This window comes from Microbacterium murale, from assembly GCF_014635185.1.
GTDB classification, from domain to species: Bacteria; Actinomycetota; Actinomycetes; order Actinomycetales; family Microbacteriaceae; genus Microbacterium; species Microbacterium murale.
On sequence record NZ_BMCM01000001.1, the window covers coordinates 900574 to 926691 of the forward strand.

27 protein-coding genes and 1 tRNA gene are annotated in these 26118 nt (G+C 67.6%); 11 read left to right on the forward strand and 17 right to left on the reverse strand.

What is annotated here, in order from left to right:
• Positions 1-50 precede the first annotated feature (50 nt).
• From IEV67_RS04360 to ectA, 3 genes are all read right to left on the reverse strand, one after another.
• A complete protein-coding gene (locus tag IEV67_RS04360) occupies positions 51-443 on the reverse strand; it encodes an ectoine synthase (protein WP_188435322.1) in 393 nt (130 codons plus the stop codon).
• On the reverse strand, positions 440-1798 hold the full coding sequence (ectB, locus tag IEV67_RS04365; RefSeq protein ID WP_188435323.1) for a diaminobutyrate--2-oxoglutarate transaminase: 1359 nt from the start codon (positions 1796-1798) through the stop codon (positions 440-442). Before ectB ends, IEV67_RS04360 begins: the two co-directional genes overlap by 4 nt.
• 73 nt (positions 1799-1871) lie before the next feature.
• Positions 1872-2363, reverse strand: coding sequence for a diaminobutyrate acetyltransferase (ectA, locus tag IEV67_RS04370; RefSeq protein ID WP_188435741.1), 492 nt, complete (start codon positions 2361-2363; stop codon positions 1872-1874).
• A gap of 255 nt (positions 2364-2618) precedes the next feature.
• Here ectA and IEV67_RS04375 point away from each other — a divergent pair, with 255 nt between their 5' ends.
• From IEV67_RS04375 to IEV67_RS04385, 3 genes are read left to right on the forward strand one after another with little or no spacing between them, the layout of a single operon-like run.
• The gene (locus IEV67_RS04375; RefSeq protein WP_188435324.1) at positions 2619-3749 is read left to right on the forward strand and encodes an aminotransferase class V-fold PLP-dependent enzyme; all 1131 of its coding nucleotides are present in this window, start codon (positions 2619-2621) and stop codon (positions 3747-3749) included.
• Between the two features lie 24 nt (positions 3750-3773).
• Complete coding sequence (locus tag IEV67_RS04380) at positions 3774-5387, forward strand: amidohydrolase (RefSeq protein ID WP_188435325.1); 1614 nt, start codon at positions 3774-3776, stop codon at positions 5385-5387.
• Between the two features lie 31 nt (positions 5388-5418).
• On the forward strand, positions 5419-5841 hold the full coding sequence (locus IEV67_RS04385) for an NUDIX hydrolase (RefSeq protein ID WP_033105576.1): 423 nt from the start codon (positions 5419-5421) through the stop codon (positions 5839-5841).
• A 1-nt stretch (position 5842) separates the two neighbouring features.
• Here the strand turns inward: IEV67_RS04385 and IEV67_RS04390 are convergent, their stop codons facing one another.
• Positions 5843-6304: an aminoacyl-tRNA deacylase gene (locus IEV67_RS04390; protein WP_188435742.1), complete on the reverse strand. Its 462-nt coding sequence runs from the start codon at positions 6302-6304 to the stop codon at positions 5843-5845.
• A gap of 53 nt (positions 6305-6357) precedes the next feature.
• Positions 6358-6855, reverse strand: a complete 498-nt coding sequence (locus tag IEV67_RS04395) for a hypothetical protein (protein ID WP_033105574.1) — start codon at positions 6853-6855, stop codon at positions 6358-6360.
• A 156-nt stretch (positions 6856-7011) separates the two neighbouring features.
• Between IEV67_RS04395 and IEV67_RS04400 the strand changes: the two genes are divergently transcribed.
• Together IEV67_RS04400 and IEV67_RS04405 are read left to right on the forward strand one after the other, a co-directional pair.
• A complete protein-coding gene (locus tag IEV67_RS04400) occupies positions 7012-7569 on the forward strand; it encodes a peptidylprolyl isomerase (protein ID WP_188435326.1) in 558 nt (185 codons plus the stop codon).
• A gap of 27 nt (positions 7570-7596) precedes the next feature.
• A complete protein-coding gene (locus IEV67_RS04405) occupies positions 7597-8493 on the forward strand; it encodes a rhomboid family intramembrane serine protease (protein ID WP_188435327.1) in 897 nt (298 codons plus the stop codon).
• Between the two features lie 193 nt (positions 8494-8686).
• Here IEV67_RS04405 and IEV67_RS04410 read toward each other — a convergent pair whose 3' ends face one another.
• Complete coding sequence (locus IEV67_RS04410; RefSeq protein WP_033105571.1) at positions 8687-8926, reverse strand: cell division protein CrgA; 240 nt, start codon at positions 8924-8926, stop codon at positions 8687-8689.
• A gap of 78 nt (positions 8927-9004) precedes the next feature.
• Here IEV67_RS04410 and IEV67_RS04415 point away from each other — a divergent pair, with 78 nt between their 5' ends.
• The 3 genes from IEV67_RS04415 to IEV67_RS04425 are packed head-to-tail and all read left to right on the forward strand — an operon-like array spanning position 9005 to position 10594.
• Positions 9005-9796 (forward strand): class E sortase, encoded by a 792-nt coding sequence (locus IEV67_RS04415; RefSeq protein WP_188435328.1) that lies wholly within the window; start codon positions 9005-9007, stop codon positions 9794-9796.
• A 10-nt stretch (positions 9797-9806) separates the two neighbouring features.
• Positions 9807-9962, forward strand: a complete 156-nt coding sequence (locus IEV67_RS04420) for a hypothetical protein (protein ID WP_188435329.1) — start codon at positions 9807-9809, stop codon at positions 9960-9962.
• Positions 9959-10594 (forward strand): anthranilate synthase component II, encoded by a 636-nt coding sequence (locus IEV67_RS04425; RefSeq protein WP_229702716.1) that lies wholly within the window; start codon positions 9959-9961, stop codon positions 10592-10594. The genes IEV67_RS04420 and IEV67_RS04425 overlap by 4 nt, the downstream gene beginning before the upstream one ends.
• A gap of 13 nt (positions 10595-10607) precedes the next feature.
• Here IEV67_RS04425 and pknB read toward each other — a convergent pair whose 3' ends face one another.
• From pknB to IEV67_RS04460, 7 genes are all read right to left on the reverse strand, one after another.
• Complete coding sequence (pknB, locus tag IEV67_RS04430; protein ID WP_268238571.1) at positions 10608-12320, reverse strand: Stk1 family PASTA domain-containing Ser/Thr kinase; 1713 nt, start codon at positions 12318-12320, stop codon at positions 10608-10610.
• Between the two features lie 70 nt (positions 12321-12390).
• The gene (locus tag IEV67_RS04435; RefSeq protein ID WP_229702718.1) at positions 12391-14136 is read right to left on the reverse strand and encodes a serine/threonine-protein kinase; all 1746 of its coding nucleotides are present in this window, start codon (positions 14134-14136) and stop codon (positions 12391-12393) included.
• Positions 14133-15590 carry a peptidoglycan D,D-transpeptidase FtsI family protein gene (locus IEV67_RS04440; protein ID WP_188435331.1) on the reverse strand — a complete coding sequence of 486 codons (1458 nt, stop codon included), beginning with the start codon at positions 15588-15590 and terminating at the stop codon, positions 14133-14135. The genes IEV67_RS04435 and IEV67_RS04440 overlap by 4 nt, the downstream gene beginning before the upstream one ends.
• Positions 15587-16975, reverse strand: a complete 1389-nt coding sequence (locus IEV67_RS04445) for an FtsW/RodA/SpoVE family cell cycle protein (RefSeq protein ID WP_188435332.1) — start codon at positions 16973-16975, stop codon at positions 15587-15589. Before IEV67_RS04445 ends, IEV67_RS04440 begins: the two co-directional genes overlap by 4 nt.
• Entirely contained in the window at positions 16972-18297 is a 1326-nt protein-coding gene (locus tag IEV67_RS04450) for a PP2C family protein-serine/threonine phosphatase (protein WP_188435333.1), read from the reverse strand. Before IEV67_RS04450 ends, IEV67_RS04445 begins: the two co-directional genes overlap by 4 nt.
• A 7-nt stretch (positions 18298-18304) precedes the next feature.
• Positions 18305-18817 carry an FHA domain-containing protein FhaB/FipA gene (locus IEV67_RS04455; protein WP_188435334.1) on the reverse strand — a complete coding sequence of 171 codons (513 nt, stop codon included), beginning with the start codon at positions 18815-18817 and terminating at the stop codon, positions 18305-18307.
• Positions 18814-19506 carry an FHA domain-containing protein gene (locus tag IEV67_RS04460; protein WP_188435335.1) on the reverse strand — a complete coding sequence of 231 codons (693 nt, stop codon included), beginning with the start codon at positions 19504-19506 and terminating at the stop codon, positions 18814-18816. Before IEV67_RS04460 ends, IEV67_RS04455 begins: the two co-directional genes overlap by 4 nt.
• Positions 19507-19739: 233 nt before the next feature.
• On the opposite strand from IEV67_RS04460, the gene IEV67_RS04465 reads away from it, so the two are divergent.
• A tRNA-Leu gene (locus IEV67_RS04465) sits at positions 19740-19822 on the forward strand.
• A gap of 69 nt (positions 19823-19891) precedes the next feature.
• A complete protein-coding gene (locus IEV67_RS04470) occupies positions 19892-20827 on the forward strand; it encodes a patatin-like phospholipase family protein (RefSeq protein ID WP_188435336.1) in 936 nt (311 codons plus the stop codon).
• A 4-nt stretch (positions 20828-20831) separates the two neighbouring features.
• On the opposite strand, the gene IEV67_RS04475 is transcribed toward IEV67_RS04470, so the two are convergent.
• The 3 genes from IEV67_RS04475 to IEV67_RS04485 are packed head-to-tail and all read right to left on the reverse strand — an operon-like array spanning position 20832 to position 23549.
• Entirely contained in the window at positions 20832-21731 is a 900-nt protein-coding gene (locus IEV67_RS04475; RefSeq protein ID WP_188435337.1) for a hypothetical protein, read from the reverse strand.
• 1 nt (position 21732) lies between these two features.
• Complete coding sequence (locus tag IEV67_RS04480) at positions 21733-22335, reverse strand: response regulator transcription factor (RefSeq protein ID WP_188435338.1); 603 nt, start codon at positions 22333-22335, stop codon at positions 21733-21735.
• Entirely contained in the window at positions 22332-23549 is a 1218-nt protein-coding gene (locus tag IEV67_RS04485; protein WP_188435339.1) for a sensor histidine kinase, read from the reverse strand. Before IEV67_RS04485 ends, IEV67_RS04480 begins: the two co-directional genes overlap by 4 nt.
• 157 nt (positions 23550-23706) lie before the next feature.
• Here IEV67_RS04485 and IEV67_RS04490 point away from each other — a divergent pair, with 157 nt between their 5' ends.
• A complete protein-coding gene (locus IEV67_RS04490) occupies positions 23707-24264 on the forward strand; it encodes a small multidrug efflux protein (RefSeq protein ID WP_188435340.1) in 558 nt (185 codons plus the stop codon).
• A gap of 9 nt (positions 24265-24273) precedes the next feature.
• On the opposite strand, the gene IEV67_RS04495 is transcribed toward IEV67_RS04490, so the two are convergent.
• Entirely contained in the window at positions 24274-26031 is a 1758-nt protein-coding gene (locus tag IEV67_RS04495) for an alkaline phosphatase family protein (protein WP_188435341.1), read from the reverse strand.
• Between the last annotated feature and the right edge of the window lie 87 nt (positions 26032-26118).

Here is a 26118-nt window from a genome sequence, read left to right on the forward strand (position 1 = left end):
CTCCTGTCTCTTGCGGATGCTCTCTCTTGCGGATGCTGTGATGATCCCGGTCACGCGGGTTCGGTGACCAGCGGGTACACGCCGTTCTCGTCGTGCACCTCGCGCCCTGTGACGGGCGGGTTGAACACGCACACGACGCGCATCTCCGTGCGCGGACGCACCTCGTGCTTGTCGTGGTCGTTCAGCAGGTACAGCGAGCCGGGGGCGAGCTGGTGTGTCTCATTCGTGCCGAGATCGGTGATCTCGCCCTCGCCGGCCACGACGAACACGGCCTCGATGTGGTTCGCGTACCAGAACCGGCTCACAGTGCCCGCGTACAGTGTGGTCTCGTGTACCGAGAAGCCCACCTTCTCCTTCGCGAGCACGATGCGCTTGCTGCGCCAGTTCTCGGTCTTGATGTCGGCGTCGGTGTCGGTGATCTCATCGAGTGTGCGGACGATCATGCGGGGGTGTGCTCCTTGCTCTGTGCGTTGTGGTGGTCGGCGATGTCGCCTTCGGCGCGATCGGCGTCGTGATCGATCGTGTGATCGGCGGCGTGCGGGTCGGGCTCACCGAGCACGGCGCGCACCGACTCGTCGATGATCCGCAGTCCGCGCTCGAGCTCGACGTCGGTGATGGTCAGTGCGGGGAGAATCTTCATGACCTCGCCCTCTGGGCCCGAGGTCTCCATGAGCAGTCCGCGCTCGAAAGCGGCCCGGCACACGGCATCCGCCAGCTCGCCTGAGGGGAACTGCAGACCGCGCGCGAGACCGCGGCCCTTCGCGATGAGCTCGTGCTGCGGGTAGCGGGCGACGAAGGTGTTGAACCATCCCTCGACGCGTGCGCCCTTGGTGATGGTGGAGTCGCGCAGCTCGTCATCCGACCAGTAACGGCGCAGCGCCGCAGCGGCCGTCGCGAACGCCGGGCTGATGCCGCGGAACGTGCCGTTGTGCTCTCCCGGCTGCCAGACATCGAGCTCGGGCTTGATGAGCGTGAGCGCCATCGGGATACCGTAGCCGGAGATCGACTTCGACAGGCAGACGATGTCGGGAACGATGCCGGCCTCTTCGAAGCTGAAGAAGTCGCCGGTGCGCCCGCAGCCCATCTGGATGTCGTCGACGATCAGCAGGATCTCGTGCTGCTTGCACAGGGCCGCGAGCTGTCGCAGCCATTCGGCGCGCGCCGCGTTGATGCCGCCCTCGCCCTGCACCGTCTCGACGATCACGGCGGCCGGGATGTTGAGCCCGCTGCCGGAGTCTTCGAGCAGCCGCTCGAAGTAGAAGAAGTCGGGGTAGTCGCCGTCGAAGTAGTCGTCGTACGGCATCGGCGTCGCGTGCACGAGCGGTATGCCGGCTCCGCCGCGCTTGAGCGAGTTGCCGGTGACGGACAGCGCGCCGAGTGTCATGCCGTGGAAGGCGTTGGTGAAGTTCACCACGGATTCGCGGCCGGTCACCTTGCGGGCGAGCTTCAGTGCGGCTTCGACCGCGTTCGCGCCGCCGGGGCCGGGGAAGACGACCTTGTAGTCGAGGTCACGAGGCTTCAGGATGACTTCGTCGAGTGCCTCGAGGAAGTCGCGCCTGGCCGATGTGAACATGTCGAGGGAGTGCACGATGCGGTCATCGGCGAGGTAGTCGAGGAGCACGCGCTTGAGCTCTGGGTTGTTGTGCCCGTAGTTCAGAGCGCCTGCACCGGTGAAGAAGTCGAGGTACTCCTTGCCGTCTTCGTCGTACATCAGGCTGCCGATCGCACGGTCGAACACGACGGGCCATGCGCGCGAGTAGCTGCGGACTTCGGATTCCAGCTGAGTGAAGATATTCATCGAGTGGTGGTTCTCCTCCTTGATTGATCACGTGCGGGGAGCGCACGCCGCCCCGGGTGGGCGGAAGTGACGGCTACATCGACGGGCCGATCTCGTAGAGCCGTTCGGGTTCGTGATGCGCAGCATCCGACGGGTGCGTCAGATGCGCGCTCTCGAAGAGGGGGGTGACGACCATCGGCGCGTCGTTCCAGCGACGCGCGAGGCTGCGGAACGTCTGCTGGGACGCGGCGTTGTCGTCGGTGATGGTGGTCTGCAGGATGCGGACGGGCGGACTCACGACGTCGTCGTGGAGCAGGTCGTCCAGCATCCGGCCAGCGAGGCCGAGCCCGCGGAATCGCTCGTCGACGGCGACCTGCCAGATGAACAGGCAGGAAGGGTCTGCCGGGCGGCGGTAGCCGATGACGAAACCGGCCGGCTCACCGCCCACGAGTGCGATCCGGCATGTCGAGGCGAAGTCGCGGGCGTAGAGCACGTACGCATACGAGGAGTTCAGATCGAGCGTCTGCGAATCGCGGGCGATGCGCCACAGCTCGATCCCCTCATCGACCAGAGGCGGTCGGATCAGGCTCGTCTCACCCGACCGCGCATCGGTATGCGAGGCCTGAACTGACGTGCTCGGCTCGAGAGAGCCGGGGGAAGTCAGAGCGTGTCACCGTCCCGGATCGGGGTGTGCCGCTCGAAAGAATTCATGTCCATGGGGTGTGATCTCCGCTGGGTGAAACAGCTTCGGTCCGTCTTCCACACTGTCATGCACGCCGGTCGACCTCAAATCCATGACGGCCTGATCGCCGTTCGCGAAGCGCTGTGGGATGCTGGGCGCATGAGCCTGCCGCACGACGATATCGATCCCGATGGCCTCCTGGAGTACTCCGTCGTCTTCACCGACAGATCGCTGAATCACATGTCGGCGCGCTTCGTCTCGGTGCTGCAGCAGACCTTCGAGATCCTCGGTGCGGCGTACAACGCCCACACGACGGCCATCGTTCCCGGGGGCGGCACATACGCGATGGAGGCGGTTGCACGCCAGCTCGCGACCGGCCGTCGCACCCTCATCGTGCGCAACGGACTGTTCTCGTACCGGTGGTCGCAGATCCTCGAGACCGGCGGCATCAGCGACGACGTGACGGTGCTCGCCGCCCGGCCCGATTCCGACGACGTGCAGGCGACGTGGGCGCCGGCGCCCCTTGAGGAAGTGGTCGCGGCGATCCGCGCTCGCCGCCCAGAGGTGGTGTTCGCCCCGCATGTCGAGACGGCTGCCGGCATGATCCTTCCGGACGACTACGTCCGTGCACTGGCGGATGCCGTGCACGAGGTCGGCGGCCTGCTCGTGCTGGACTGCATCGCCTCCGGCGCAATGTGGGTAGACATGAAGGCCCTCGGCGTCGACGTGCTGATCAGCGCCCCGCAGAAGGGCTGGAGCGGATCGCCGTGCGCGGGCTTCGTCATGCTCAGCGAGGCGGGTGCGGATGCTGTGCGCTCACGAACCTCGACGAGCTTCGCCGCCGACCTCGGCAAGTGGCTGGCCATCGCCGACGAGTACCGCGCCGGCCGTGCGGCGTACCACGCGACCATGCCCACCGATCCGCTGACCCACAACCTCGCCGCGATGATCGAAACCCGCGACCGCGGCTTCGAGGCGCTGCGCGCCGCACAGATCGAACTCGGCACCCGGGTGCGTGAGCTCCTCGCAGAGCGCGGATTCCCGTCCGTCGCGGCCGCAGCGTATGCGGCACCCGGGGTCGTCGTCGTGCACACGGATGATCCGGCGCTGAAGTCCGGTGCGGCGTTCAAGGGGCAGGGGCTGCAGATCGCGGCCGGAGTGCCGCTGCACTGCGATGAGCCGGACGGGTTCTCGACATTCCGGATCGGACTTTTCGGTCTCGACAAGCTCGCCGACGTCGACGGGACGGTGTCGCGGCTCGCCGCGGCGCTGGACTCGATCTCGCGCTGACACGTTCCCTGCCAGACTGACGCCATGACGACAGTCTTCACCGGCCGCATCCGCCCGCTCGCCGGAGTCAACGAGCCAGACACCGAGGCCGATGTAGAAGTCGAGGCTATCGCCGTCGCGGATGGCCGCATCGTCGCACTCGGCACTGCCGCCGCACTGAAGGCGCAGCATCCGGATGCCGACACCGTGGCGCTGGACGGCTGGGTCATGCCCGGCCTCATCGAACCGCACGGGCACCCCGCGTACTCGTCGATCCTGCTGTCGAACCTCGTCGTCGACATCCGGCCGGTCACGATCCCGGATGCCGCGGGCGTGCTCACCGCACTGAAGAAGGCCGTCGCGGACGCCGAAGGACAGGCCGTGTTCGCGAACGGCTGGGATGCGCTGCTGCAGCGCGGGCTTCCCGACCCCGACATGCGCTGGCTCGACGAGCTCGCAGGAGACGTTCCGCTCGTGGTCATTCACAACTCCGGGCACTCGGCGTACTTCAGCAGCGCGGCCGCTCGTGCGGCCGGCGTGAACCGGGACACGCCTGATCCCGCAGGTGCCCACTTCGCCCGGGATGCGAACGGCGAGCTCGCCGGCGTCGCCTTCGAGGAGGCAGCCGTCGAGCAGGTCGTCGCACCCATGCTCGCTCGTGCGCAGCAGCACCTGCCCGAGCTGCTCGTCGCACACCTGCGCGACCTGTCGCGCCGCGGCATCACGACGGTCTCCGATCTGTCGTGGAACCCCGACCTGAATCCGCTGATCCAGTCTCTGCACGCGCAGGGTCAGCTGCCGGTGCGCCTCCGCTGGTACGAGATGTCACGGCCCGGCGGCACGGCAGCACCGCGCGGCGATGACGATTCGATGTTCCGCCAGACCGGTGTGAAGACCTGGTCGGACGGCTCCCCCTGGATCGGCAACATCGCCACCTCGTTCCCGTATCTCGACACCCAGGCGACGCGTGATCTCGGCCTCGAACCGCACCACGTCGGCACGGCGAACTACACCGCGGAGCAACTGTTCGAGATCGCCGAGCCCTACGCGGCGGGCGGGTGGCAGCTCGCCTGTCATGCGCACGGCGACCGGGCGATCGAATCGACGCTCGACGTGTACGAGCAGATCATCACCCGATACGCACTGACCGATCACCGCTTCCGTCTCGAGCACTGCGGCGCCATGACGGCCGCGCAGTTCACGCGCGCAGCATCCCTCGGGGTCACCGTCAGCTTGTTCGTCGACCACATCACCTACTGGGGCGAGGTGCTCGTCGACGACCTGTTCGGCGCCGAGCACGGCGGTGCATGGGCGGATGCCGGCGCGGCGTTCGCGGCCGGTCATCGCGCCACGTTCCACAACGACGGCTGGGTCACGCCGAATGAACCGTTCCGCAACATGGCCGTCGCCGAGACGCGCACGACGCGAAACGGATACCGGATGCCGGGCGGCACGCCCGTCACGCGCGCCCAAGCCCTCGCGGGTCAGACGACGAACGCCGCGTGGCAGCTGTTCAGCGAGCACGAGGTCGGATCCCTCGCACCCGGCCTGTTCGCGGACTTCATCGTGGTCGACCGCGATCCGGTGACCGTCGCGGCTGACGAGCTCGCCGAGACGGTGGTGCGGGCGACCTACCTCGCAGGCGCGAAGGTGATCTGACGACCGCGGCAGTCACAGTAGTGTGAGGCGCATGGATCTGCGTGTCGCAGCATATGCGGTCGTCACCGATGACGACGACAGGGTACTGCTCGCGCGGTGGACCGAAGGTCGACGCAACGCATGGACGATGCCCGGCGGTGGGCTCGAAGCCGGGGAGGACCCGGAAGACGCCGTTCGCCGTGAAGTCCGCGAAGAGACCGGCTACACGGTGCACGTGCAGGAGCTTCTCGGCATCCATTCCCGGGTGATCCCCGCCGGCAGGCGGGTGAAGCGATCGGATGCCCCGCTGCACACTCTGCGGATCGTCTACCGCGCCAAGATCAGCGGCGGCAAGCTGCGCTTCGAGGAGAACGGCTCCACCGACATGGCGGGGTGGTTCACGCTGCCCGCGGTCGCGGAACTCCAGCGCGTCAAGCTCGTCGACATCGCGCTGCGGATGGCCGAGATCCTCTGAATCAGTCGCGCGGCTCCTCAGGAACCGTGATGTCGGCGACCGTCGCGCCGTAGGCGGTGATCAGATCATCCGCGTCGACGAAGAGACTGTATCCGTGCGCACCCGCACCCATCGCGACGCGCTGGCCGACGATCGATTCGTCGGCGTAGATCGGCCAGTCGGTGGTGCTGCCGATCGGGACGATGGTGCCGCGTTCGTATCCGGTCGCGGCCAGTGCGAGCTCGGCCTCTGGCAGGCGCAGCTTGTTCACGCCGACGACGGCGCGCAGCTTGGGCCACGAGATCGATCGTCCGCCGGGGACGAGTGCGAACAGGTAGGTGTCGTCTGTGCGCTTGACGACGAGCGTCTTGACGATGCCGGACGGGTCGAGCCCGAGCAGTGCGGCGGCTTCATGCAGGCTGTTCGCCTGAGGCCGCTCGCGGATCTCGATGTCGAGACCACGCTCCGCCGCGGCATCCCGCACGCGCGAATGCGGATCAGCCCCGTCAGGGACTGATCCGCCGGAGCCGGCGTGGCTCACGCGTCGGGGGCTGAGAGCGGGTCGTCAGCGACCCAGAGCTCGTCATCCGTGCGCAGTGCCTGCCATGCGGCGTAGAGCACTCCGACAGCCGCAGCCGCGCCGAGGATGATCGCGATGACCGAACCGACGCCCGGGCCCTGCTTCTTCTTCACGATGCGTCCGCCCGTGAACTCGAGGCCCTGACGCTTGGCGTTCGCGACGTCCCACGCGGAGAGCGCGGAACCGACGACACCGCCGACGATCGGGACGACCTTGTCGTCCACGACGTGGCGACCGAGCTTCACGCCGCGGTTCACGGTCGGGGCGACACGGCGGTTGTAGGCGTCCTGCACGACAGGAAGCACCTGCTCACGACCGACGTTGCCGAGCTGACGGCTGGCCTCGCGTGCGACCTCGGCCGCATGGCCGACGACCTCCTGCTGGGATTCCCACAGCTCGGTGGCGTTGTCGCGCAGACGGCGCAGTTCTTTCTTCCGCTTGCGGGTGAGGCTCACGATGTTCTCCTGTCGACTTGGAGTACGGGTTCCCCATCTTGCCAGACGAGACTGGATGCCGGCAGTGATTGTGCCGACCCTTGTCATCCGGAGCCGCACGCGCTAACGTCACCGCGCTTCCGGCCAGCACACTGCAAGCTCTGCGACAATGGGGGCATGGCTCAGCACTCTCACGTCGCAACCCTGCACACCAACCACGGCGACATCGTCGTCAACCTCTTCGGCGACCACGCCCCGAAGACGGTCAAGAACTTCGTCGGCCTGTCCGACGGCACCCAGGAGTGGACCGACCCGGCGACCGGCAAGCCGGGCGAAGGCGCCCTGTACACGGACGTCATCTTCCACCGCATCATCCCGAACTTCATGATCCAGGGCGGCGACCCGCTCGGCAAGGGCGTCGGCGGCCCCGGCTACAACTTCGACGACGAGATCAACATGGAGCTCAACTTCAACGAGCCCTACATCCTCGCCATGGCCAACGCAGGTCTGCGTCGCAACGCGATCACCGGTAAGGCCGAGGGCACCAACGGCTCGCAGTTCTTCATCACGACCGACCCGACGCCGTGGCTGCAGGGCAAGCACACGATCTTCGGTGAGGTGGCCGATGACGCCTCGAGGAAGGTCGTCGACGCCATCGCCGCCGTTCCCACCGCGGCCGGCGACAAGCCGCTTGCGGACGTCGTCCTCCAGTCGGTCGACATCGCCGCCGTCTGAGTTCAGACGTCTCTCAGGCCGATCCGGATGACGACACCCGAGTTCGCGAGCAATCGTGACAACTTCTGCTACCGCCATCCGGATCGGCAGAGCTTCGTACTCTGCCAACGGTGCATGCGCACCATCTGTCCCGAGTGCCAGACGCAGGCGGCCGTCGGCGTCATCTGCCCGGAGTGCATGAAGGCCGAGCGCGGCAGCCGCACTCCAGCGCAGAAGCGCGCTCAGCGGCAGTGGAGCGGACGGCCTCGTGCGCGTGGCTCGCTCACGGCCGTTCAGTCCGGTCGCCCGATGATGACCTACGGGATCATCGCGGTGACCGCTTTCGTCGGCCTGCTGCAGCTCATTCCGGGCCTCGACGTCACGGGTCTGCTGCTGTTCCACGTCGGCTATCTCTTCCCCGACCTGTCGGGATTGCCGTTCCAGCCGTGGCGTCTGATCACCGCGGTGCTGGTGCACAGCGGCATCTGGCACATCGGTCTGAACATGCTCGCGCTGTGGATGATCGGCCGGAGCCTCGAGCCGATGCTCGGACGCTGGCGCTTCCTCGCGCTCTACGTTCTCGGCGGGCTCGGCGGCTCGGTCGCAGTCGCGATCATCTCCCCCGGCAGCGCGACGATCGGCGCCTCAGGCGCGGTGTTCGCGCTGTTCGGAGCCCTGCTCGTGATCGGCCTGCACCTCGGCGCCAATATGACCGGTCTGTTCGTGCTGCTGGGCATCAACCTGGTGATCGGGTTCGTCCCCGGCTTCAACATCGCGTGGCAGGCCCACGTGGGCGGTGCGGCCGTCGGCGCTCTGGTCGGTCTGATCGTCCTGCGCACGCGCAAGCGCAGTCAGCGAACCTGGCAGATCCTCCTGCTGATCGCCCTCGCCGCCCTTCTCCTCGCCGCGGTCTTCATCGTCCCGCCCCTCCTCCTCGGCGTCTGAGGAGGCGCCTGGCCTGGCACCTTCACTCCCGGTCAGGAGTTGTTAACACCCTTGTCCCTCGTTGTGAATAACACCCGTGTAATTCATCCCCAGGCTGTGGATAACTCTGTGTACAACTTCTCCCGGAGTCCGGGCCGCAAGCGAAAAGGCCCTCGCAGATGCGAGGGCCTTTCGAAGATCAATGGATGCCGACTCAGCGCCACCGCGTCGTCATCAGGAATCCGATCAGCGCGATGCCGAGGCCGATGGCGAGGTTCCACGAGCCGATGCCCGGAACCGGGAACTGCATGCCCGAGATGTAGAACACCAGGATCCACGCCAGGCCCAGCAGCATGAAGCCGAGCATCACGGGCTTGAACCACACGGCGTTCGGTGCCGCCTCGCCTTCCGCGCGCTCGACAGCGGGTTCTTCGCTCTTACGGTCTCGTGCCATGGGGTCAGTCTACCCAAGACGGCGATGACTGCCTGCTTCGAGGGCAGGTGTCCACCCTGGCGGGATAAGATCTCGCCTATGAGTGCAGCCGGGCCGTCGACGAGCGCGCGCACCCGGCATTCTCGGCGGCGCTCACGGGCCACGTTCACGAGCGTTCTGGGCGAGCTGCTGCTCACCGCCGGCGTGCTCGTTCTGCTCTTCGTCGCCTGGCAGATGTGGATCGGCGACATCATCATCGGCGCCCAGAGCAACAACGCCGGCAACGCGGTCTCGCAGAGCTGGGAGCAGCAGCCTGCCCCCGAGCCTCCGCCGGTCGTCGAGAACGATGACGGTGCGACCTGGTTCGAGCCTCCGGTGCTGCCGCATCCGGCACCTGGTGAGACGTTCGCCCAGTTGCGGATCCCCCGGTTCGGCGACGACTACAACGTGGCGATCGCGGGCGGAACGACGCGTCCGATCACCCTCGACAACGGCTGGATCGGCGTGTACGACCAGTCGGTGATGCCGGGGGAGGTCGGCAACTTCTCCGTCGCCGGCCACCGCACAACGTGGGGCGCTCCGTTGAACCGGATGGACAAGCTCCATGTCGATGATGCGATCGTCGTGGAGACGCAGGAGGGCTGGTACACGTACCGCTTCCGCACGCTCGAGTACGTGCAGCCGAACGAGGTGGACGTGCTCCTCGATGTGCCCCAGGTGCCCGGAGCCGCCACGGGAGAGCGGTATCTCACCCTGACCGCATGCTCGCCGCTGTACTCGCTCGCGGAGCGCATCGTCGGATACGCCGTGTTCGAGGGGTTCCAGCCTCGCGCCGAGGGCGCTCCGGATTCGATGGCTTCCGTCGATCAGGTCGCATCCCCGTCCCTGTAAGGAGGATCAGATGTATGCAGCGCTCTGGCGCATCCTGCCCGGCCCCTGGTGGCTGCGGCTGTTCATCCTGGTGGTCGCGGTCGCCGCGATCGTCTACGGCCTGTTCTTCTACGTCTTCCCCTGGGTGAGTCCGCTCATCACGCCCGGCGAGGTCGACCTGGAGTGAGCGTGCGGGTGCTGGTCGTCGACAATCACGACAGCTTCGTGCACACGCTCGTCGGCTATCTGCGAGAGCTCGGTGCGGTCGTCGAACTGATCGAGGCGGATGCCGCGGATGCGGCGGGCTTCGCGCGTCTCCTGCCCGACTTCGATGCCGTGCTGATCTCGCCAGGGCCCGGTAGACCCGAGGATGCCGGGGCGTCGGTAGAGATCGTCGCACTCGCCGCCGTGCGAAGGATGCCGCTGCTCGGCGTGTGCCTCGGGCATCAGGCGATCGGCGCGGCGTTCGCCACCGCGGTCACCGAGGCACCGGAGCTCATGCACGGCATGGTGTCCGCGGTTGTGCATGACGGCTCGGCCCTGTTCGACGGCATCCCCTCGCCCTTCGATGCCGGGCGCTACCACTCGCTCGCACTCGCCGAAGCCGAGCTGCCGTCAGCTCTCCACGTGACCGCGCGCACGGCATCCGGCACCGTGATGGCGATCACGCATGGCGAACTGCCGATCCAGGGAGTGCAGTTCCACCCCGAGAGCGTGCTCACCCCGCACGGCTATCGCCTGCTGGCGAACTGGCTCGCGCAGGGCGGATCCCCGGATGCCGTCGAGCTGTCGGCCCGTCTGCATCCACTCGCCGGCTAGCGGCAGCGCGTCACTACTTCGCCGCAGCGGTGCAGTACCGCAGCTGCACCTCGGAGTGCACCGGGACATCGCCGGGTGCGGCAGACATCGACGCGATGGTCGCCGGGTCGGTGGCGGCGCAGTCGGCCAGCTCGGCCGGGATCGCGGTGAGGCCGAGTTCTTCGAGCTTCGCGGTGGCGGCATCCAACGTCCAGCCCGTGACATCGGGCAGCGTGACCTGACCGCTGGCGACGACGAGATCGACGACGGTCTTCGGCGCGATCTCCGCCCCGGCCTCGACACTCGCCTCCAGCACCGTGTCGGCGGCGCTGTTCGGATCGTTGCGCTGAATCACCGTGCCGAGCTCGAGACCCTCCTTGCTCAGAGCGTCCTTCGCCGCAGCCTGCGAGAGCCCGACGAGGGTGGGAGCCTTGACGGTCTCGGTGCCGGAGGAGACATAGATCGTGACGCGCTGCCCGGCCTCGACGGACTGTCCGCCCTCCGGATCGGTGCGGATGACATTGTTCTCGGTGATCGTGGCGCTCGCCTCGTAGACGAGCGTGGACTGCAGGTCCAGTTCTTCGAGGTCTTGCTGTGCGCGCTCGTACGACACGTCGATCAGGTCGGGAACCGTGCGTGACGAGGTGGGGATCTGCTCGCCGCGGGGCATCGTCAGCACCCAGACCAGCACGGAGATGAGCAGCACGGCGAGCAGAGCGACACCCGCCCAGATCCACACCACGGGTGGACCGGATTGCGTGCGCGTCATCGTCGTGTCGCTGCTGAGCTGGCGCAGCGACCGCGCTGTCTCCTGCGCCTGGCGGGGGCTCGGGCCGTACAGCTCGCTGGTGAGTGCACCGAGCTGCTTCTTGCTCGGCGCCTTGCCCGCTACGGCGTCGTCGAGCGCAGCGCGGAAGTGCGCGGCATCCGGATACCGCTGGTATGGATCCTTCGCGAGCGCGCGCAGCACGATCGGGTCGAGGGCCCCGGGGGAGTCCTCGTTCACCTCGGTGGGCGCCAACGGCGTCTCGCTCACGTGCTGGTACGCGACCGCGACCGGGGACTCACCACGGAACGGCTGACGTCCGGTGAGAAGCTCGTAGAGCACGATGCCGGTCGAGTACAGGTCGGCGCGCGCGTCGACCGGCTCGCCCTTGGCCTGCTCGGGCGAGAAGTACGCAGCAGTGCCGATGATCTGCGTGGTCTCGGCGACCGTCGAAGACGAGTCCGACACCGCGCGGGCGATGCCGAAATCCATCACCTTGACCTGGCCGGCCGGGGTGACCATGACGTTTCCCGGCTTGATGTCGCGGTGGACGACGCCGGCCCGGTGCGAGTAGTCGAGCGCCTCGAGGATGCCGTCGACGTAGCGCACCGCATCCTCGACGGGGACAGGCCCCTCGGCGATGATCTCCTTCAGCTGGCGGCCCTGGACCAGCTCCATGACGATGTACGGCTCGCTGCCGGCGGAACCGACGGCGGGAGCGCCATGCGGAGCCGACGTCGGGTCGCCGGCGTCGTAGACGCGCACGATCGACGGGTGCGACATGCGCGATGCCGCCTGAGCCTCCAGGCGGAAGCGGGTGCGGAAGGCCGTGTCGCGGGCGAGATTCGGATCGAGGATCTTGATGGCGACCTCGCGCCCGAGCGTGACGTCGTAGCCGCGGTAGACCTTCGCCATGCCACCGTGTCCGATGAGCTCATCCACGCGATATCGCTCTGCGATGATGCGCGGCTCTGCGGACACGTGTAGCTCCCCCTGGTGTGGCAACGTCATGGACTTCCTAAGGTTACCCTCAGCACCTCTGAGACTACTCTCAGCCTTCGCTGCCACCGCTGTCGTCGCCGGGCAGGACCGAGGCCGGCTGGATCGTCACGGACAGCGGCGGCGACGAGGGAGTCACGCGCTCATCCGTGCTCGCGCATGTCGCCGTGTACGTCGCGATCAGCTGCTGTCCCTCCGCGTCGGCGACCGTCACCTCGGCACTGCGCTGCGTCGGCGGGAAGTTCGGACCCCCGGACACGAACGTGCCGTTGGTGAGCTGCACCGTGTAGCGGGTGAGGTTCGTGCCGCTGGGGCAGACGAAGTCGCTTCCCCACGAGACGGTGACCGTCCCACCGGCGACGGGATCGCCGGAGATCGCGGGAGCATCCGCCGGCGCGGGCAGCGCAGCACGGTCGCCATAGGTGGTCAATGTGATGGTCTGATCGACCGCGACGTTGCCGAGCGGCTCGACCTTGTAGACCTTGCCGACCTGATCGTCTGACCCAGCGGGATCCCCTGGGACGCAGCTGATGTCGGTGAACCCGTTGTCCGTCAGCGTCGTCGTGGCCGTGGAGCAGTCGAGTCCCACGAGGTTGAGCGACGCCACATCCACGCGATCCGTGGTCGGAGTCGGCTCGGGCGACGGTGTGGTGGGCTCGGGCGCCGGCGTGGTCGGCGGGGCTGATGTCCTCGTCGGATCCGCGTCGGGCTCGCCCTGGTTCAACAGCGCGAACACCGTGCCGGCGAGCACGATGGCGATGAGCGCGATCAGTGCGATCAGCGGCCACGTCCAGGGACTGCGCTTCTTCTTCTTCTTGCCCTCGACGTCGGTGCCGTCGCCATCGGCGGGCAACGCCGAAGTGGTCGGGAGGATGCGCGTGGTGCCGTCGTCGCCGGTGGCGGTGAGGATGCGGGTGGCGTCATCGCCCGCGACTCCACCGGTCGCGATGGCGGGAACGGCGATCGCCGCGGAGTTCAGGTCTCCTCGGCGCAGCGCCTGCGCTGCACGAGCCACGGTGGCCGATGACGAAGGCCGGTCGGCCGGCTTCTTCGCGATCATCGCCATCACGAGGTTCTGCACCGGGATCGGCACTGTCGGCGGAAGCGGCGGCGGCTGCTCGTTGATCTGCGCCATCGCGATCGCGACCTGCGACTCGCCCGTGAACGGACGCTTGCCGGCCAGGCACTCGTACGCGACGATGCCCAGCGAGTACGTGTCGGTCGCCGGCGATGCCGGGTGTCCTGAGGCCTGCTCGGGCGACAGGTATTGCACGGTGCCCATGACCTGACCGGTCGCGGTCAGCGGCACCTGGTCGGCGATGCGGGCGATGCCGAAGTCGGTGATCTTCACTCGGCCGTCCGGCGTGATCAGCAGGTTGCCCGGCTTGATGTCGCGGTGCACGAGACCGGCCGCGTGCGCAGCCTGAAGAGCGGATGCCGTCTGGGCGACGATGTCGAGGGTCTTGTCGGCGCCCAGGGCGCCGTCGCGCTCGAGCAGCGTGGAAAGCGCCTCACCGGGGACGAGTTCCATGACGAGGAACGCGCTGCCGTTCTCCTCGCCGTAGTCGAAGACGCTGGCGATGCCCTCATGATTGACGAGTGCGGCGTGACGGGCCTCGGCGCGGAAGCGCTCGAGGAAACCCGGATCCCCCATGTACTCGTCCTTGAGGATCTTGATGGCGACGGTCCGTCCGATGACGTGGTCTGTCGCTTCCCAGACCTCGCCCATGCCACCGATCGCAATACGCGACTGAAGCTCGTATCGACCACCGAACGACACACCCTGCGTCGGCCTCATCTGTTAAGCACCGCCTCAATGACCTTCTTCGCGATCGGGGCGGCGAGCGTATCACCGGATCCCGACTGTCCCATTCCGCCGCCGTCTTCGACGACGACCGCCACAGCTACCTGTGGGTTGTCCGCCGGTGCAAAACCGGTGAACCACAACGTGTACGGCTCGTCGCCATCGTTCTCGGCCGTCCCCGTCTTACCGGCGACGTCGATGCCGTCTATTCTTGCACCCGTCGCGGCACCGTCTGCGACGCTCGCCGTCATGGCATCGGTGACATCGTCTGCGACATCCGCCTCCGTGGCGCGACCGAACTCGCTGTTCTCGTACTGACGGACCACCGAGAGGTCGTTTCCGATCACGGCATCCACGAGCCGGGGATTCATCACCACTCCGTCATTCGCGATTCCGGCCGAGACCATCGCCATCTGCAGCGGCGTCGCGGTCACCTGACCCTGACCGAACCCGGTGAGCGCCGTCTGCGCGTCATCGAGTCCGCGCGGGTAGCGGGAAGCGGTCGATTCGAGCGGCGTGGAGAAGCGCTGGTTGAACCCGAACTTCTCCGCCATCTCGAAGATCGTCGCGTCGCCGAGTTCGACAGCGAGTTCGGCCATCGGGATGTTGCAGCTGAGGCGGACGGCATCGGCGATCGTCACGGTCGATCCGGAGCCGCATGTGCCGCCCGTGGCGTTCGAGACCTGTGAGGAGGAACCGGGCAGTGTGTAGCGAGCCGGGTTCGGGAGTGTCGACTCTGGCGTCCACTCCCCTGTCGCATAGGCGGCCGCGGCGACGAGCACCTTGAACGTCGAGCCAGGGGGGTTCAGGTTGCCGGCGATCGCACGGTTCTGCAGCGGGTTCGGCTTCAGCGCGTCGAGCGCGTCGTACGCGGCCTCGGCCTGTGAGCCGCTGTGCACGGCGACCGCGTTGGCGTCGTAGCCGGGCGTGGAGACCATCGCGAGGATGCGTCCCGTTGCCGGTTCGATGGCGACCACGGCACCCTGCAGATCGCCGAGGGCCTCATAGGCGGCCTGCTGAGCCGCCGCATCCAGAGTCAGCTCGACGCTGAACCCGGTCTGCGGCTGGCCGGACACGATCCGCTCGATCTCGGCGAGGAACGCGCTCGCGCCGGTGCCGGAGAGGTCACCGTTGAGGGCGTTCTCGATGCCGGTCGACGACTGCAGCGCCGGGTTGAAGAAACCGGTGACGCTCGACCACATCGGCGAATCGGTGTAGATGCGCTGGTACTGGAACTCGTCCTCGCTGGCCACGGAGTACGCGATCTGCACGCCGTCGGCGATGATCGACCCGCGCTGGATCTCGTAGCTGTCCAGCAGCGAACGCGTGTTGCGATCGGCCTGCCCGAGTTCGTCGGCCGCGACGACCTGGATCCAGCTGGTCGCGGCGAACAGCGAGAGGAACATGAACAGCATCACGATGCTGAGTCTGCGGAGCTCTTTCGTCATCCGATCACCACCCTGGGCTGGCGGCGCACGCCGTCGGAGATGCGCAGCAGCAGTGCCACGATGAGCCAGTTCGCGACCAGCGACGATCCGCCGGCGGCGAGGAACGGCGTGGTCAGACCGGTCAGCGGGATGACGCGCGTCACGCCGCCGACCATGATGAACACCTGCAGCGCGATGGTGAACGAGAGCCCGGTCGCGAGGAGCTTGCCGAAGTCGTCCTGGCCGGCGATGCCGATGCGCATGCCGCGGCTGACGAACACCATGTACAGGGCGAGGATCGCGAACAGGCCGATCAGCCCGAGCTCTTCTCCGAGGCTGGGGATGATGTAGTCACTGTGCGCGAGCGGTGTCACGGTCGGGCGTCCCTGGCCGAGGCCGGTGCCGATCAGGCCGCCGTGGGCGAGACCGAAGATGCCCTGCACGAGCTGGTAGCTGCCACCCGCGGCATCGATGATCGCGGGATTGAACGCATCGAGCCAGTTCGTGAAGCGGCCCTGCACATAACTGAGGATCTGTGTGGCGACGGCGACGCCTGCGGCGACCATGACGAGGCCGATCAGCACCCAGCTGGTCTTGCCGGTGGCGATGTAGAGCATCGCGATGAACATGCCGAAGATCAGCATTCCGGTGCCGAGATCGCGTTGCACCACGATGATGCCGAGCGAGATCAGCCAGACGACGATGACGGGTCCGAGTTCGCGCATCCGCGGCCAGGTGATGCCGAGGAAGACCTTGCCGACCGAGGTGAGGCTCTCGCGGGTGCGCACCAGGTAGCCGGCGAAGAAGATCGCCAGGCAGATCTTGGCCAGCTCACCCGGCTGGAAGGCGAAGATTCCGCCGATCGTCACCCACACGTCGGCGTTCGAGCCGGATGCTCCGAGCCCGGGGACGAACGGCAGCAGCAGGAGGAGGATTCCGGCGAGGCCGAACAGGTACGTGTAGCGGAACAGCACCCGGTAGTTGTGCAGCAGGATGACGATCGCGATGGCGCCAGCGAGCGAGATGCCCGTCCAGGCAAGCTGCTTGGTCGAGTACGCCTCCCACCCGGTGTTGTGCAGCGCGATGTCGATCCGGTAGATCATCGCGATGCCGAGGCCGGTGAGCAGCGTCGCGATGGGCAGGACGAACGGGTCGGCGTCGGATGCCACGACGCGCAGCACGAAGTGCAGGGCGAAGGCCAGCACGGCGAGCCCGCCGCCGATGAACAGGATGAAGGGATCGATCAGCCCGAGCGCGCCGAGCTGCACCAGGCACAGCGCGGCGCCGCTGATCGCGCAGGCGAACAGCAGCAGCCAGAACTCGCGGTTGCGCTGCGTCTGCGGCAGCCGCATCCGCTTGAGTGCCTTGATGACCGCGGTGTCGGCGGAGACGTCGGTGCTCGTCATCCGGCATTCCCCCCGTTCGTCGCGGTTGGCGTCGGAGTCGGAGTGGGCGTCTGCGTCGGAGGAGGTGTCGGCGCGGGGGTCTCACCCGTGACGGCCTCGGATCCGGCCCGCAGACGGTCGACGATCGCCATGGCGTCTGACAGCGAGCGCGCGTTGATCGTCCGCTCCACCGAGGCGCGCTGGTAGGGCGGCAGGTCGGCGAGCAGGATGCCGGTGTCCTCGAGCTCGGTGGACAGCGAGATGGGGCCGATGTTCTGCTGAACACCCTGGAAGATCACGACGCTGTCTTCGTCCGCCCCGACGAAATAGCGCGTCTGGGTCCAGCTGTAGGCGAGCATTCCCGCACCGGTGAGCGCGAGCAGAACGACCAGGAGTGCGGCGAACCAGCCGACGCGGCGGCGCTTCGCGCGGCGGCGATCCTCCTCGATGAGCTCTTCGAGGTAGTCGGCGGCCGGTTCGAAGTGCGAGGGCTCGTTCGCGGCCTGGCGCACCGGGTGCAGCCAGTTCGTGCGCGCAGGGCGGACGGCGGGGATGAGCACGCCGGATGGAGTGGATGCTGCGCCGACGACCGTCGGGGTGCCAGAGGAGACCGGGTGCACGCCGCCCACCTCGACGAGCACGACCGTGACGTTGTCGGGGGCGCCGCCGTCGAGCGCCTGCTTGAGCAGGTTGTCGGCCGTGCGTCCCGGGGGAAGCCCGAGCCGCATGGCCTTGAGGATGTGCGGCTCGTCGACGACGCCGGAGAGGCCGTCGGAGCACAGCAGCCAGCGGTCGCCAGGGAGGGTGGGCATGACGAACATGTCCAGCTCCGGGTCGTGGTCCATGTCGCTGAGCACGCGCATCAGCACCGAGCGGCGCGGGTGGTAGCGCGCCTCCTCTGGCGTGATGCGACCGGAGTCGACGAGCCGCTGCACGAACGTGTGGTCGGCGGTGATCTGCGTCAGCTCGTCGTCGCGGTACAGGTAGATGCGCGAGTCGCCGATGTGGCCGATGACGGCGTGATCCTCGACCATGATGATCGCGCTGACGGTCGTGCCGAGTCCAGCGAGCTCAGGGCGCTCTTTGGCAGCGCGGATGAGGTCGCCTGCGGCCGTGGTGACGGCTGCCTGCAACGAGGCCTGGGCCTCGTCCACGTCGGGGAACGGATGATCCAGGCGCTCGAGCCGCTGGATCGCGATGCTCGACGCGACATCGCCGCCCGCGTGGCCGCCCATGCCGTCGGCGACTGCGAAGAGGTTGGCGCCGGAGTACCCGGAGTCCTGGTTGTTGGAGCGCACCTTCCCGGTATGGGAGATCGCGGCGCTCGAGCCTTCGAAGACCATGCCGGCGTCAGGCTCGCAGCTCGAAGGTCGTGGCGCCGACCTTGACGGCGTCGCCGATGTCGATCGGGACGGGCGCTCCCGAAATGCGCTTTCCGCCCAGGTAGGTGCCGTTGGTGGAGTCGAGGTCCTGGATCGCCCAGGTGTCGCCGCGCAGCAGCAGGCGGGCGTGGTGGCTGGAGGTGTAGTCGTCGCGGATCACGAGACCGGATTCGCTCGAGCGGCCGATCGTCATCGGCTCCGTGCCGAGGGGGAGCTCGAGCCCTGCCTTGGGGCCGGAGGTGATGACGAGCTTGGAGACGCTGTTCACCCTGGCGGCACCGCCGGCGCGCGGCGAGGGCGAGGCCTTCGGCTTGGCGGCAGCGGGAGCCGCGACGGGAGCGCCGCCGGCGGCTTCGGCGGGGAGCTTGCGCACCTTCACACCGAACAGGTCGGCCCGCAGCGAGTACACCACGCCGAACACGAAGAACCACAGCAGCACCAGGAAGCCGATGCGCAGCAGCAGGAGGACGAGTTCACTCATCGGTTCGCCCCCGACGGTCGGTCGGCTGCCACAGGGACGACCCGGAAGACCAGGTCGGTGCGACCGATCGTGATCGTGGTGTCGGTGGGCAGCGGCGCTTCGCGCACCTTGGTGCCGTTGACCTTGGTGCCGTTCGTGGAGCCGAGGTCGCGCATCATGGCGCGCTCGCCGTCCCAGAGGATCTCAACGTGCTTTCGGCTGGAGCCGGCATCGGCGATCGTGATGTCGGCGTCGCTGCCGCGTCCGATGACGCTGCGGGCCTTGGTGATCGAGTGGCGACGCCCGTCGACGTCGACGACGGCTTGCCAGCTGACGCGTCCCTCGGCCGTGCCGGAGTTCACGCGCACCGTGCCTGTGGCGACCTTCTCGTCCGCTTCGAGGACGATCGAGACCGGGCCTGAGAAGCTGTAGCCCTGCGCCTTGGCGTGCGCGTTCATCAGAGCGTGCAGCTCTTCTGTGAGCGCGCCGCCGAGTCCGTGCATCCGCTCGAGGTCGTCGGCGCTGAGGCGCACGACGTAGCTGTTGGGCGCGATGATGCGATCGCGGCTGACGACGGCGGCCTTGATGTCGGCCTCGCGGCGGAGCGCTGAGGCGATCTCCACCGGCTGTATGCCGCTGCGGAAGGTCTTGGCGAACGCACCGTTGACGGCGCGCTCAAGACCCTTCTCAAAGCTGTCAAGTAGTCCCACTGGGCTCCTCTGGCATGGCGGCGGTAGCAACATCGTAGCCAGGTGAACTGTATATGCGCCTCTTGAGGCCCTTCGGGCGTCGAACAACCACACTCTGCGTGAGACACCACGGCGCCGACGATGTCTCACGCAGGATGTGATTTCTGGTTGCGGTTGCGGGCGCCGCGCGGGTTCGGTGCACGTGAAAGTGCGTGATATCCTCGTGAAGTTGACTTCTTCGGAACGAGACACTCGCGCGAGTGGCGGAATGGTAGACGCGCTGGCTTCAGGTGCCAGTGTCCTTACGGGCGTGGGGGTTCAAGTCCCCCCTCGCGCACAGCGAGTGAAAACCCCCGACCTGGGATCCAGGCCGGGGGTTTTTCTGCACTCCTCGAAAGCGACGACCATGGATCACTCACTTCACACCACTTCTACGACGCCCTCTGACGCCGTCTCGAGAAACGACCACCGCACTGCGCTGGTGCTCGCCGGCGCGGGCGCTGCGGGAAACGCCTGGCAGCTGGGCCTCATCGCGGGGCTGTCCGCTGCCGGGGTCGATCTCCATGCGGCGGACCTGATCATCGGGACCTCGGCCGGATCGACGGTGGCGGCCCAGATCACCAGCGGCACGCATCCGTCCGACCTGTACGCCGCCATCATCGCCGAAACGCCCCCGCCGACTCCCCGGAGCACCGGTACGGATGCGAGGCGTGCTCCGCGTCTCTCGGGGCCGGCCTACATGGAGTGGTCAGACGCGATCATCGCCTCTGCGAAGGATGCATCCGACATGCGCCGCAGGTTCGCCATGGCCGCGCTCGAAAGGGACACGTCCGACGGAGCCGATGGTGCGCGCTGGCGCAGCACAGTGGCGGCTCGGCTCCCGAACCACCACTGGCCGCGACAGCGAGTCCTCATCACAGCGGTCGACGCGCATACTGCCGAACCTGTCGTGTTCGATCGCGACAGCGGAATCGAATTGGTGGATGCCGTCGCCGCCAGCACCTCTCCGATGACGCCGTACCCCATCGGTGAGAAGCGCTATCTCAACGGCGCCTATCGTCGCGGCTCGAATGCCGACCTCGCGGCCGGCTACGCCCGGGTGCTCGTGCTGGACCCGTTCAGCGGCAGAACCAGGCAGCCACTGGAGTGGGGCATGGACCTCGCGACCCAGGTCGATGAATTGCGCGCAGCCGGCAGCACAGTTGAGACCGTCTTTCCCGACGCCGGCTCCGGCGACGTGTTCAATGCCAATGCGCTGGATCCATCGACGCGTCCACCTGCCGCGCGTGGAGGCTACGTACAGGGGCGCGCCATGGCCGGCCAGTTGGGGGAGTTCGCCTGAGGTCTCACAGCCCGAGCCGATCGAACGGGATGCCGCGCACCACGCGCCGCCATGGATGCTCGCCGAGTGTCCACAGCATCCGCCCCTCCGGATCGAGCGCGAGATCCTCGCAGCCGATCGGCAGTTGAACCTCGCTGCGCTGGAGCGCGGCGCCCTCGCCGTCCCACAGCGCACCCGGCTGCAGGCCGCGCGACTGCGAGACGAATCGTCGATCACCCCACTGCACCGCGCCCTGCATACGCGCGATCTGCGGAGAGCCCTGGTCGACCAAGACGAACGAACCGTCGACATCGGCCGGGATCGTGAACTCGCCGATGCGTCCGAGCTTGTCGCCGCGGTACTCGCCGATGAGCACGCGAGGCTGCGATGTGCCGCCCTCGTCGAACACCCGCCCGAGGAACGAACACCGCAGTGGCACCGGATGCACCCGCACGCGAACAGCCGCCAGCGCCACCGCGCCGAAGCCGCGACCGCGGGCTCCGACCACGCGCCGCGCGGCAGCCCCGCGAAGCCGTCGCGATTCGCTGAGATCGAACTCCCAGATCCCCTGACCCGTGGCGGCGACGAACAGCCGATCACCGAACCAGGCGAGGCCGCCGGCGTGAATCTGGGCGGGGACGAGCTCGCCGTCCTCGCTTTCGATCGTGAGGGCGACATCGAGGTGCCGCGAGCGCTCCAGATCGATGAACGTCACTCGGGATGCGAGATGCGCACCGCTCTTCTCCTTGCGGAACCAGCTCACCGCGAGCGTGCGGCGGCCCTGCCACGTTCCGAAGTCGACGCCCTGCGGATACCACTTCGTCGTGTACGTACGCGCACTGAGCCACTTCAGCTCCACGACACCACGGCGCCGGTGGCGCATCGGACGCCACATCGACCCGAAGAGCCCCGAGAGTCCGAACATCTCAGATCCAGCCGCGCTCTTCCGCGACCAGCACGGCCTGCTGGCGGGTGGTGACGTGAAGCTTGCCCAGCACGGTCGACACGTGGTTGCGCACGGTTCCAGGGGCGAGCGACAGTGCGCGCGCGATCTGCCCTGTCGTCTCGCCGCGCCGACCTGCCCGCAGCACGTCGAGTTCGCGGTCGGTCAGGGGGCTTCGTTCGTCGCTCAGCGCGTCGGCCGCGATCTCCGGATCGACGTAGCGCGCACCGGCCGCGACGCGCCGGATGACTTCGGCGACCTCGTCCGCCCCGCGTGACTTCGGCAGGAACCCGGCGACCCCGGATGCCAGCGCTCGCCGCAGCACGCCCGGCCTGGCGTGACGCGTCACGACCACGCAGCGAATGGACGTCTGGCGCCGCAGGCGCTCCGCCACCTCGACCCCGTCGAGCCCCGGCATCTCCAGATCGAGCAGGCAGACGTCCGGTGTCAGGCGCAGGGCCTCCGAGAGAGCCTCCTGACCGTCGGCGCATTCCGCCACCACGTCGATGTCGTCCTCCAGTCGCAGCAGAGCGGCCAGGGCCGAACGGATCATCGCCTCGTCATCGGCGAGCAGTACACGGATCATCGCGCGTCCTCCCCCAGGTCTTCGACCGGAACGGTCACGACGACCGCGAACTCCTGCTTTCCGCGTCGTACTTCCAAGGTTCCCCCAGCTTCTGCGGCCCGCCGACCGACGCCCTCGAGCCCCGCGCCGTCACCGGACGCCGAGTTCCCGGCCGAGTCGTTCACGATCTCGTACCGCCACGACCCGCCGTCCCTCTTCAAGGAGAGCTGCGCCCACTTGCCGCCACCGTGACGCAGGACGTTGGTCGTGGTCTCACGGATGACGGGGCCGAGAACGGATGCCGGCGCATGATCCGCCTCGGCATCGATGCTCGCCTCCGCCGACGTGCCGGCAGCGCGCAGCAGATCGACCGCGTTGGCGATCTCATCGCTCAGCGGCGCCGAACGGAACCGCATCGCGAGATCTCGGGTGCCCTGCTGTGCTTCGGCAACGCTCCCCCTCGCGGCGCGAAGCTGCTCGAGCGCAGCATCCGGGTCCTTCGTCATGAGCCGCTCGGCGAGTTCGAGCTGGAGCGCGATGACCTGAAGGTGATGTCCCTGCAGATCGTGCACGTCGGTCGCCACCCTCAGGCGCTCCTGCGTCGCCGCGAGGCGGCTCTCCGACGCGCGCGCCCGATCGAGGCGCACCAGCACGTCCCACCACCACAGGGAGGCGACGGTCATGGCCGGCAGGATCACGGAGAACGAGACGAGCGGACCGAAGGTCGTCATCGTGTCGGCCGGCGCCGTCCTGATGTCGATCACCGCGAGCCCGATGAGCACGACCGTGGCTGCGAGCATCACGCGCAGGCGCACGCCCGACTGCCAGTTGAGGAGCATGAGCGACTGCAACAGCGGGAGAGCGCCGACGATCCACATCCCCGTGACGGTGCCGGCCGTGATCGCGTAAGCCACCGTGATCAGAAGCGGCAGCAGCTGTCGGCGCCACAGCACCAGCGGCGCAGCATCCGTGCGGTGGCGATAGTCGACCATCAGCGCCACGGTCGACCCCACCCACAGCAGTCCGCCGACGGTGACGGCGACCGATGCCGCCGGTGGACGGGCGACCGATGCCCACACCGCCAGCGTGGTGGCGAGCACGATGCCGATCTCGAAGACGAGCAGGGCCGCGATCGTGTAGTACCAGGTGGCCGTGATCCCCCTGTCGAGGCGCAGGGAACTGCGCTGCACCGCCGTCGGGGAGCCGTCGGGAACGGGAGCGGACGAACGGGCCATGTCGACCACATTACGGCCATGACACATGTCACCCGTCGGCCGTGCGATCACCCCGGAAAGCGGTGACAGCGCCACACTTCTGCGCGTGAGAGGAAACCGATGGACTGGAGTCATCGCCGGGGAGACGCCCGGTCGGTTGCAACGACAGGAGCATCCCATGAATCTCATCGAGACCTTCCAGAACCTGGTGGCCCAGGTGCCGGAGCTGGTGCAACCCCTCATCGTCGCCCTGGCCGGCGCGGTGCCCTTCATCGAAGGCGAGGGTGCAGCGACCATCGGCATCATCGGCGGCATCCATCCGGTGATCGCCGCAATCTCCGCGATCGTCGGGAATTTCCTCTGCGTTCTGGTGCTGGTGCTGCTGAGCTCAGGGGCGCGTAACGCGGTGGTCAGCCGCCACCACGAGCGCAAGGCGCGTCTGGCCGCTGAGGGCACCGCCGCAGGCAGCGTCACCGTGGTCGATGCGGAGGATGAGGCCGACGGCAGCCGCAGTGCTGCCCGCAAGGCGAAGTTCCGCCGGGCGCTCGACCGCTACGGCGTGCCGGGCGTCAGCCTGCTCGGCCCGCTCCTTCTCCCCACGCAGTTCACGGCGACGATGCTCGCGGCATCCGGCGTCAGCAAGGCCCGTGTCCTGATCTGGCAGGCCGTCGCGATCGTCGGATGGACCACGATCCTCTCGGTCTTCATCGGCAGCGTCGTCCACGCCGTGAGCTGAGGACATCGCTCAGTCGCGTACTCCGAACAGGTCCTGACCGTGCTTCTGAAGCACCGCGTAGGCGTCGCCGTACGTGCGCGGCAGCTCGGCGCCGGGCTCGTACTTCTCCAGCAGCAGCCCGATGAGGCCGAGCGCCGGTGCGGTGAGCGGTCGATCGCGGTGTGCGGCATCCGTCGGCTTGGCGCGCCGTGCTTCCGGGTTCTTCGGCACATAAGGACTGTGCACGTCCGGCCAGAGCGCCGGTTGCCGAGGCGTCTTCAGCGTCACGGCATTGCGCATGCTGGGGGCGTCGGCGTCGCGACGGGTGAGCGGGCTGAGACCGTGCTGCTCGCAGAGCGTCTTGACGACCGATCCGTGGTGCATCTCGTCGTTGATCACGGTTCCGGCGGCGGTGTGCGCCGAGATCACGATCGCGGGCACACGAGCGCCAAGGCGATCGAACGTGAAGCCCATCTCTCCGGGCTCCGCCGGTTTCGTCGGCGGCGTCGCGGCGGGTGGGGCGACGTGGTCGTAGATGCCGCCGTGCTCATCGAACGTGACCAGCAGCATGGTGTTCATCGCATTCGAACCGTCGCTGGTGCTCGCGCCGCGAACCGAGGAGTAGACCTCCGCCAGCAGGGCCTCGGCGGCCCGGATGTCGGAGAGCGCACTGTCGTACGTGGCGCCGTCTGACTCGTGCACGACCTTCGGCCGGCTCACCGGCGGATGCATGTCGTTGTGGTCGAACACCATTCTGGGTTCGATGAACGCGTAGTCGGGGAGGTGCCCGGTACGGGCATCGTCATGGAACTGCTCCATGCTGCGGAAGTTCGTCTTCCAGTACTTCTCTATCGACGGTGCATGCAGCATCCCCGTGAGCGAGGCACCCTGATCGGCGTCGTAGTACACCCGCCAGATCTTCCCCGCATCCTCGAGGCGATTGAAGATCGTGGGCACCGCCGGCGCATCCAACCACTTCGACTGTCCGCCGTTGTGCACATTCGTCACGAAGCCGTGCGACGTGCTCGCATGGAAGAAGGAACGGTTGCAGAACGTCTGCGACGGCACGGCGCAGTGCCAGTGGTCGTAGACGGCGAAGCCGCGTGCGAGAGCGGAGATCACCGGCAGCATCTCGGGTGCGAAGCCGCCCATCACCGCCGCATACTCTTCCGGCGTCGGGTCCTTGCCCCGCTCCAATCGGAAGTTGATGATGTAATCGCGGACGAACCCCGACATGGTCGCCTCGCGCTTGTCGCGCGGCGCATTCCAGGGGGCAGCGAGGTCGTGAGCGGCTAGATCCGCGTTCGTGTCGGGGTCGACGACGTCGAACAGCTGGGTGTTGACGTGCGAGTAGAACTCGCCTGGATCAGGGTCGGGCTGACTCATGATCTGATCGGTCGTGCCCTCATACACGTGTGCGGGCACCACCGTCCCGTCTGGTGCGGCATTGCTGTGGTCGCCGTTCTGCAGCCCTTCGAAGGTCTGACCGTTCGGTACGGAGTCGGCCGTGTAGAGCCTGCCGAGGACATGGTCGAAGCTGCGGTTCTCGAACATCAGCACGACGACGTGATCGAACCCAGGCTCGCGGCGAGCGGGCAGGGGCGTGAAGCCGTACGTGGCGTCGGGGTCGCCGTGGCCTTGGAAGCCCCGTGTGACGGCGGCTGCGCCGATCGCACCGGCCGCGATGCCGGCGGCTCCGATGCCGGAAGCCCGCAGGAAGCTGCGTCGGGACTGCCGACCGGCGTGCTCGTCGCCGGCTTCGTCGCCGTGTTCGCCCGCATCCTCCATTCCCGAACAATACTGCGGTCACACCCCGCTGGGCGAGGTGTCCAGAGCGCATGATCAACCTTTTGAGCGATGTCGGGATGGGGTGTC

Coding starts and splice junctions, on each gene's coding strand:
- IEV67_RS04380 (WP_188435325.1), top strand. CDS start 3,774: ATGACGACAGTCTTCACCGGCCGCATCCGCCCGCTCGCCGGAGTCAAC.
- IEV67_RS04415 (WP_188435328.1), top strand. CDS start 9,005: ATGAGTGCAGCCGGGCCGTCGACGAGCGCGCGCACCCGGCATTCTCGG.
- IEV67_RS04455 (WP_188435334.1), bottom strand. CDS start 18,817: ATGAGTGAACTCGTCCTCCTGCTGCTGCGCATCGGCTTCCTGGTGCTG.
- IEV67_RS04420 (WP_188435329.1), top strand. CDS start 9,807: ATGTATGCAGCGCTCTGGCGCATCCTGCCCGGCCCCTGGTGGCTGCGG.
- IEV67_RS04470 (WP_188435336.1), top strand. CDS start 19,892: ATGGATCACTCACTTCACACCACTTCTACGACGCCCTCTGACGCCGTC.
- IEV67_RS04385 (WP_033105576.1), top strand. CDS start 5,419: ATGGATCTGCGTGTCGCAGCATATGCGGTCGTCACCGATGACGACGAC.
- IEV67_RS04485 (WP_188435339.1), bottom strand. CDS start 23,549: ATGGCCCGTTCGTCCGCTCCCGTTCCCGACGGCTCCCCGACGGCGGTG.
- IEV67_RS04490 (WP_188435340.1), top strand. CDS start 23,707: ATGAATCTCATCGAGACCTTCCAGAACCTGGTGGCCCAGGTGCCGGAG.
- IEV67_RS04360 (WP_188435322.1), bottom strand. CDS start 443: ATGATCGTCCGCACACTCGATGAGATCACCGACACCGACGCCGACATC.
- IEV67_RS04410 (WP_033105571.1), bottom strand. CDS start 8,926: ATGGCACGAGACCGTAAGAGCGAAGAACCCGCTGTCGAGCGCGCGGAA.
- IEV67_RS04480 (WP_188435338.1), bottom strand. CDS start 22,335: ATGATCCGTGTACTGCTCGCCGATGACGAGGCGATGATCCGTTCGGCC.
- IEV67_RS04405 (WP_188435327.1), top strand. CDS start 7,597: ATGACGACACCCGAGTTCGCGAGCAATCGTGACAACTTCTGCTACCGC.
- IEV67_RS04400 (WP_188435326.1), top strand. CDS start 7,012: ATGGCTCAGCACTCTCACGTCGCAACCCTGCACACCAACCACGGCGAC.
- IEV67_RS04435 (WP_229702718.1), bottom strand. CDS start 14,136: ATGAGGCCGACGCAGGGTGTGTCGTTCGGTGGTCGATACGAGCTTCAG.
- ectB (WP_188435323.1), bottom strand. CDS start 1,798: ATGAATATCTTCACTCAGCTGGAATCCGAAGTCCGCAGCTACTCGCGC.
- IEV67_RS04495 (WP_188435341.1), bottom strand. CDS start 26,031: ATGGAGGATGCGGGCGAACACGGCGACGAAGCCGGCGACGAGCACGCC.
- IEV67_RS04440 (WP_188435331.1), bottom strand. CDS start 15,590: ATGACGAAAGAGCTCCGCAGACTCAGCATCGTGATGCTGTTCATGTTC.
- IEV67_RS04445 (WP_188435332.1), bottom strand. CDS start 16,975: ATGACGAGCACCGACGTCTCCGCCGACACCGCGGTCATCAAGGCACTC.
- IEV67_RS04450 (WP_188435333.1), bottom strand. CDS start 18,297: ATGGTCTTCGAAGGCTCGAGCGCCGCGATCTCCCATACCGGGAAGGTG.
- IEV67_RS04375 (WP_188435324.1), top strand. CDS start 2,619: ATGAGCCTGCCGCACGACGATATCGATCCCGATGGCCTCCTGGAGTAC.
- IEV67_RS04475 (WP_188435337.1), bottom strand. CDS start 21,731: ATGTTCGGACTCTCGGGGCTCTTCGGGTCGATGTGGCGTCCGATGCGC.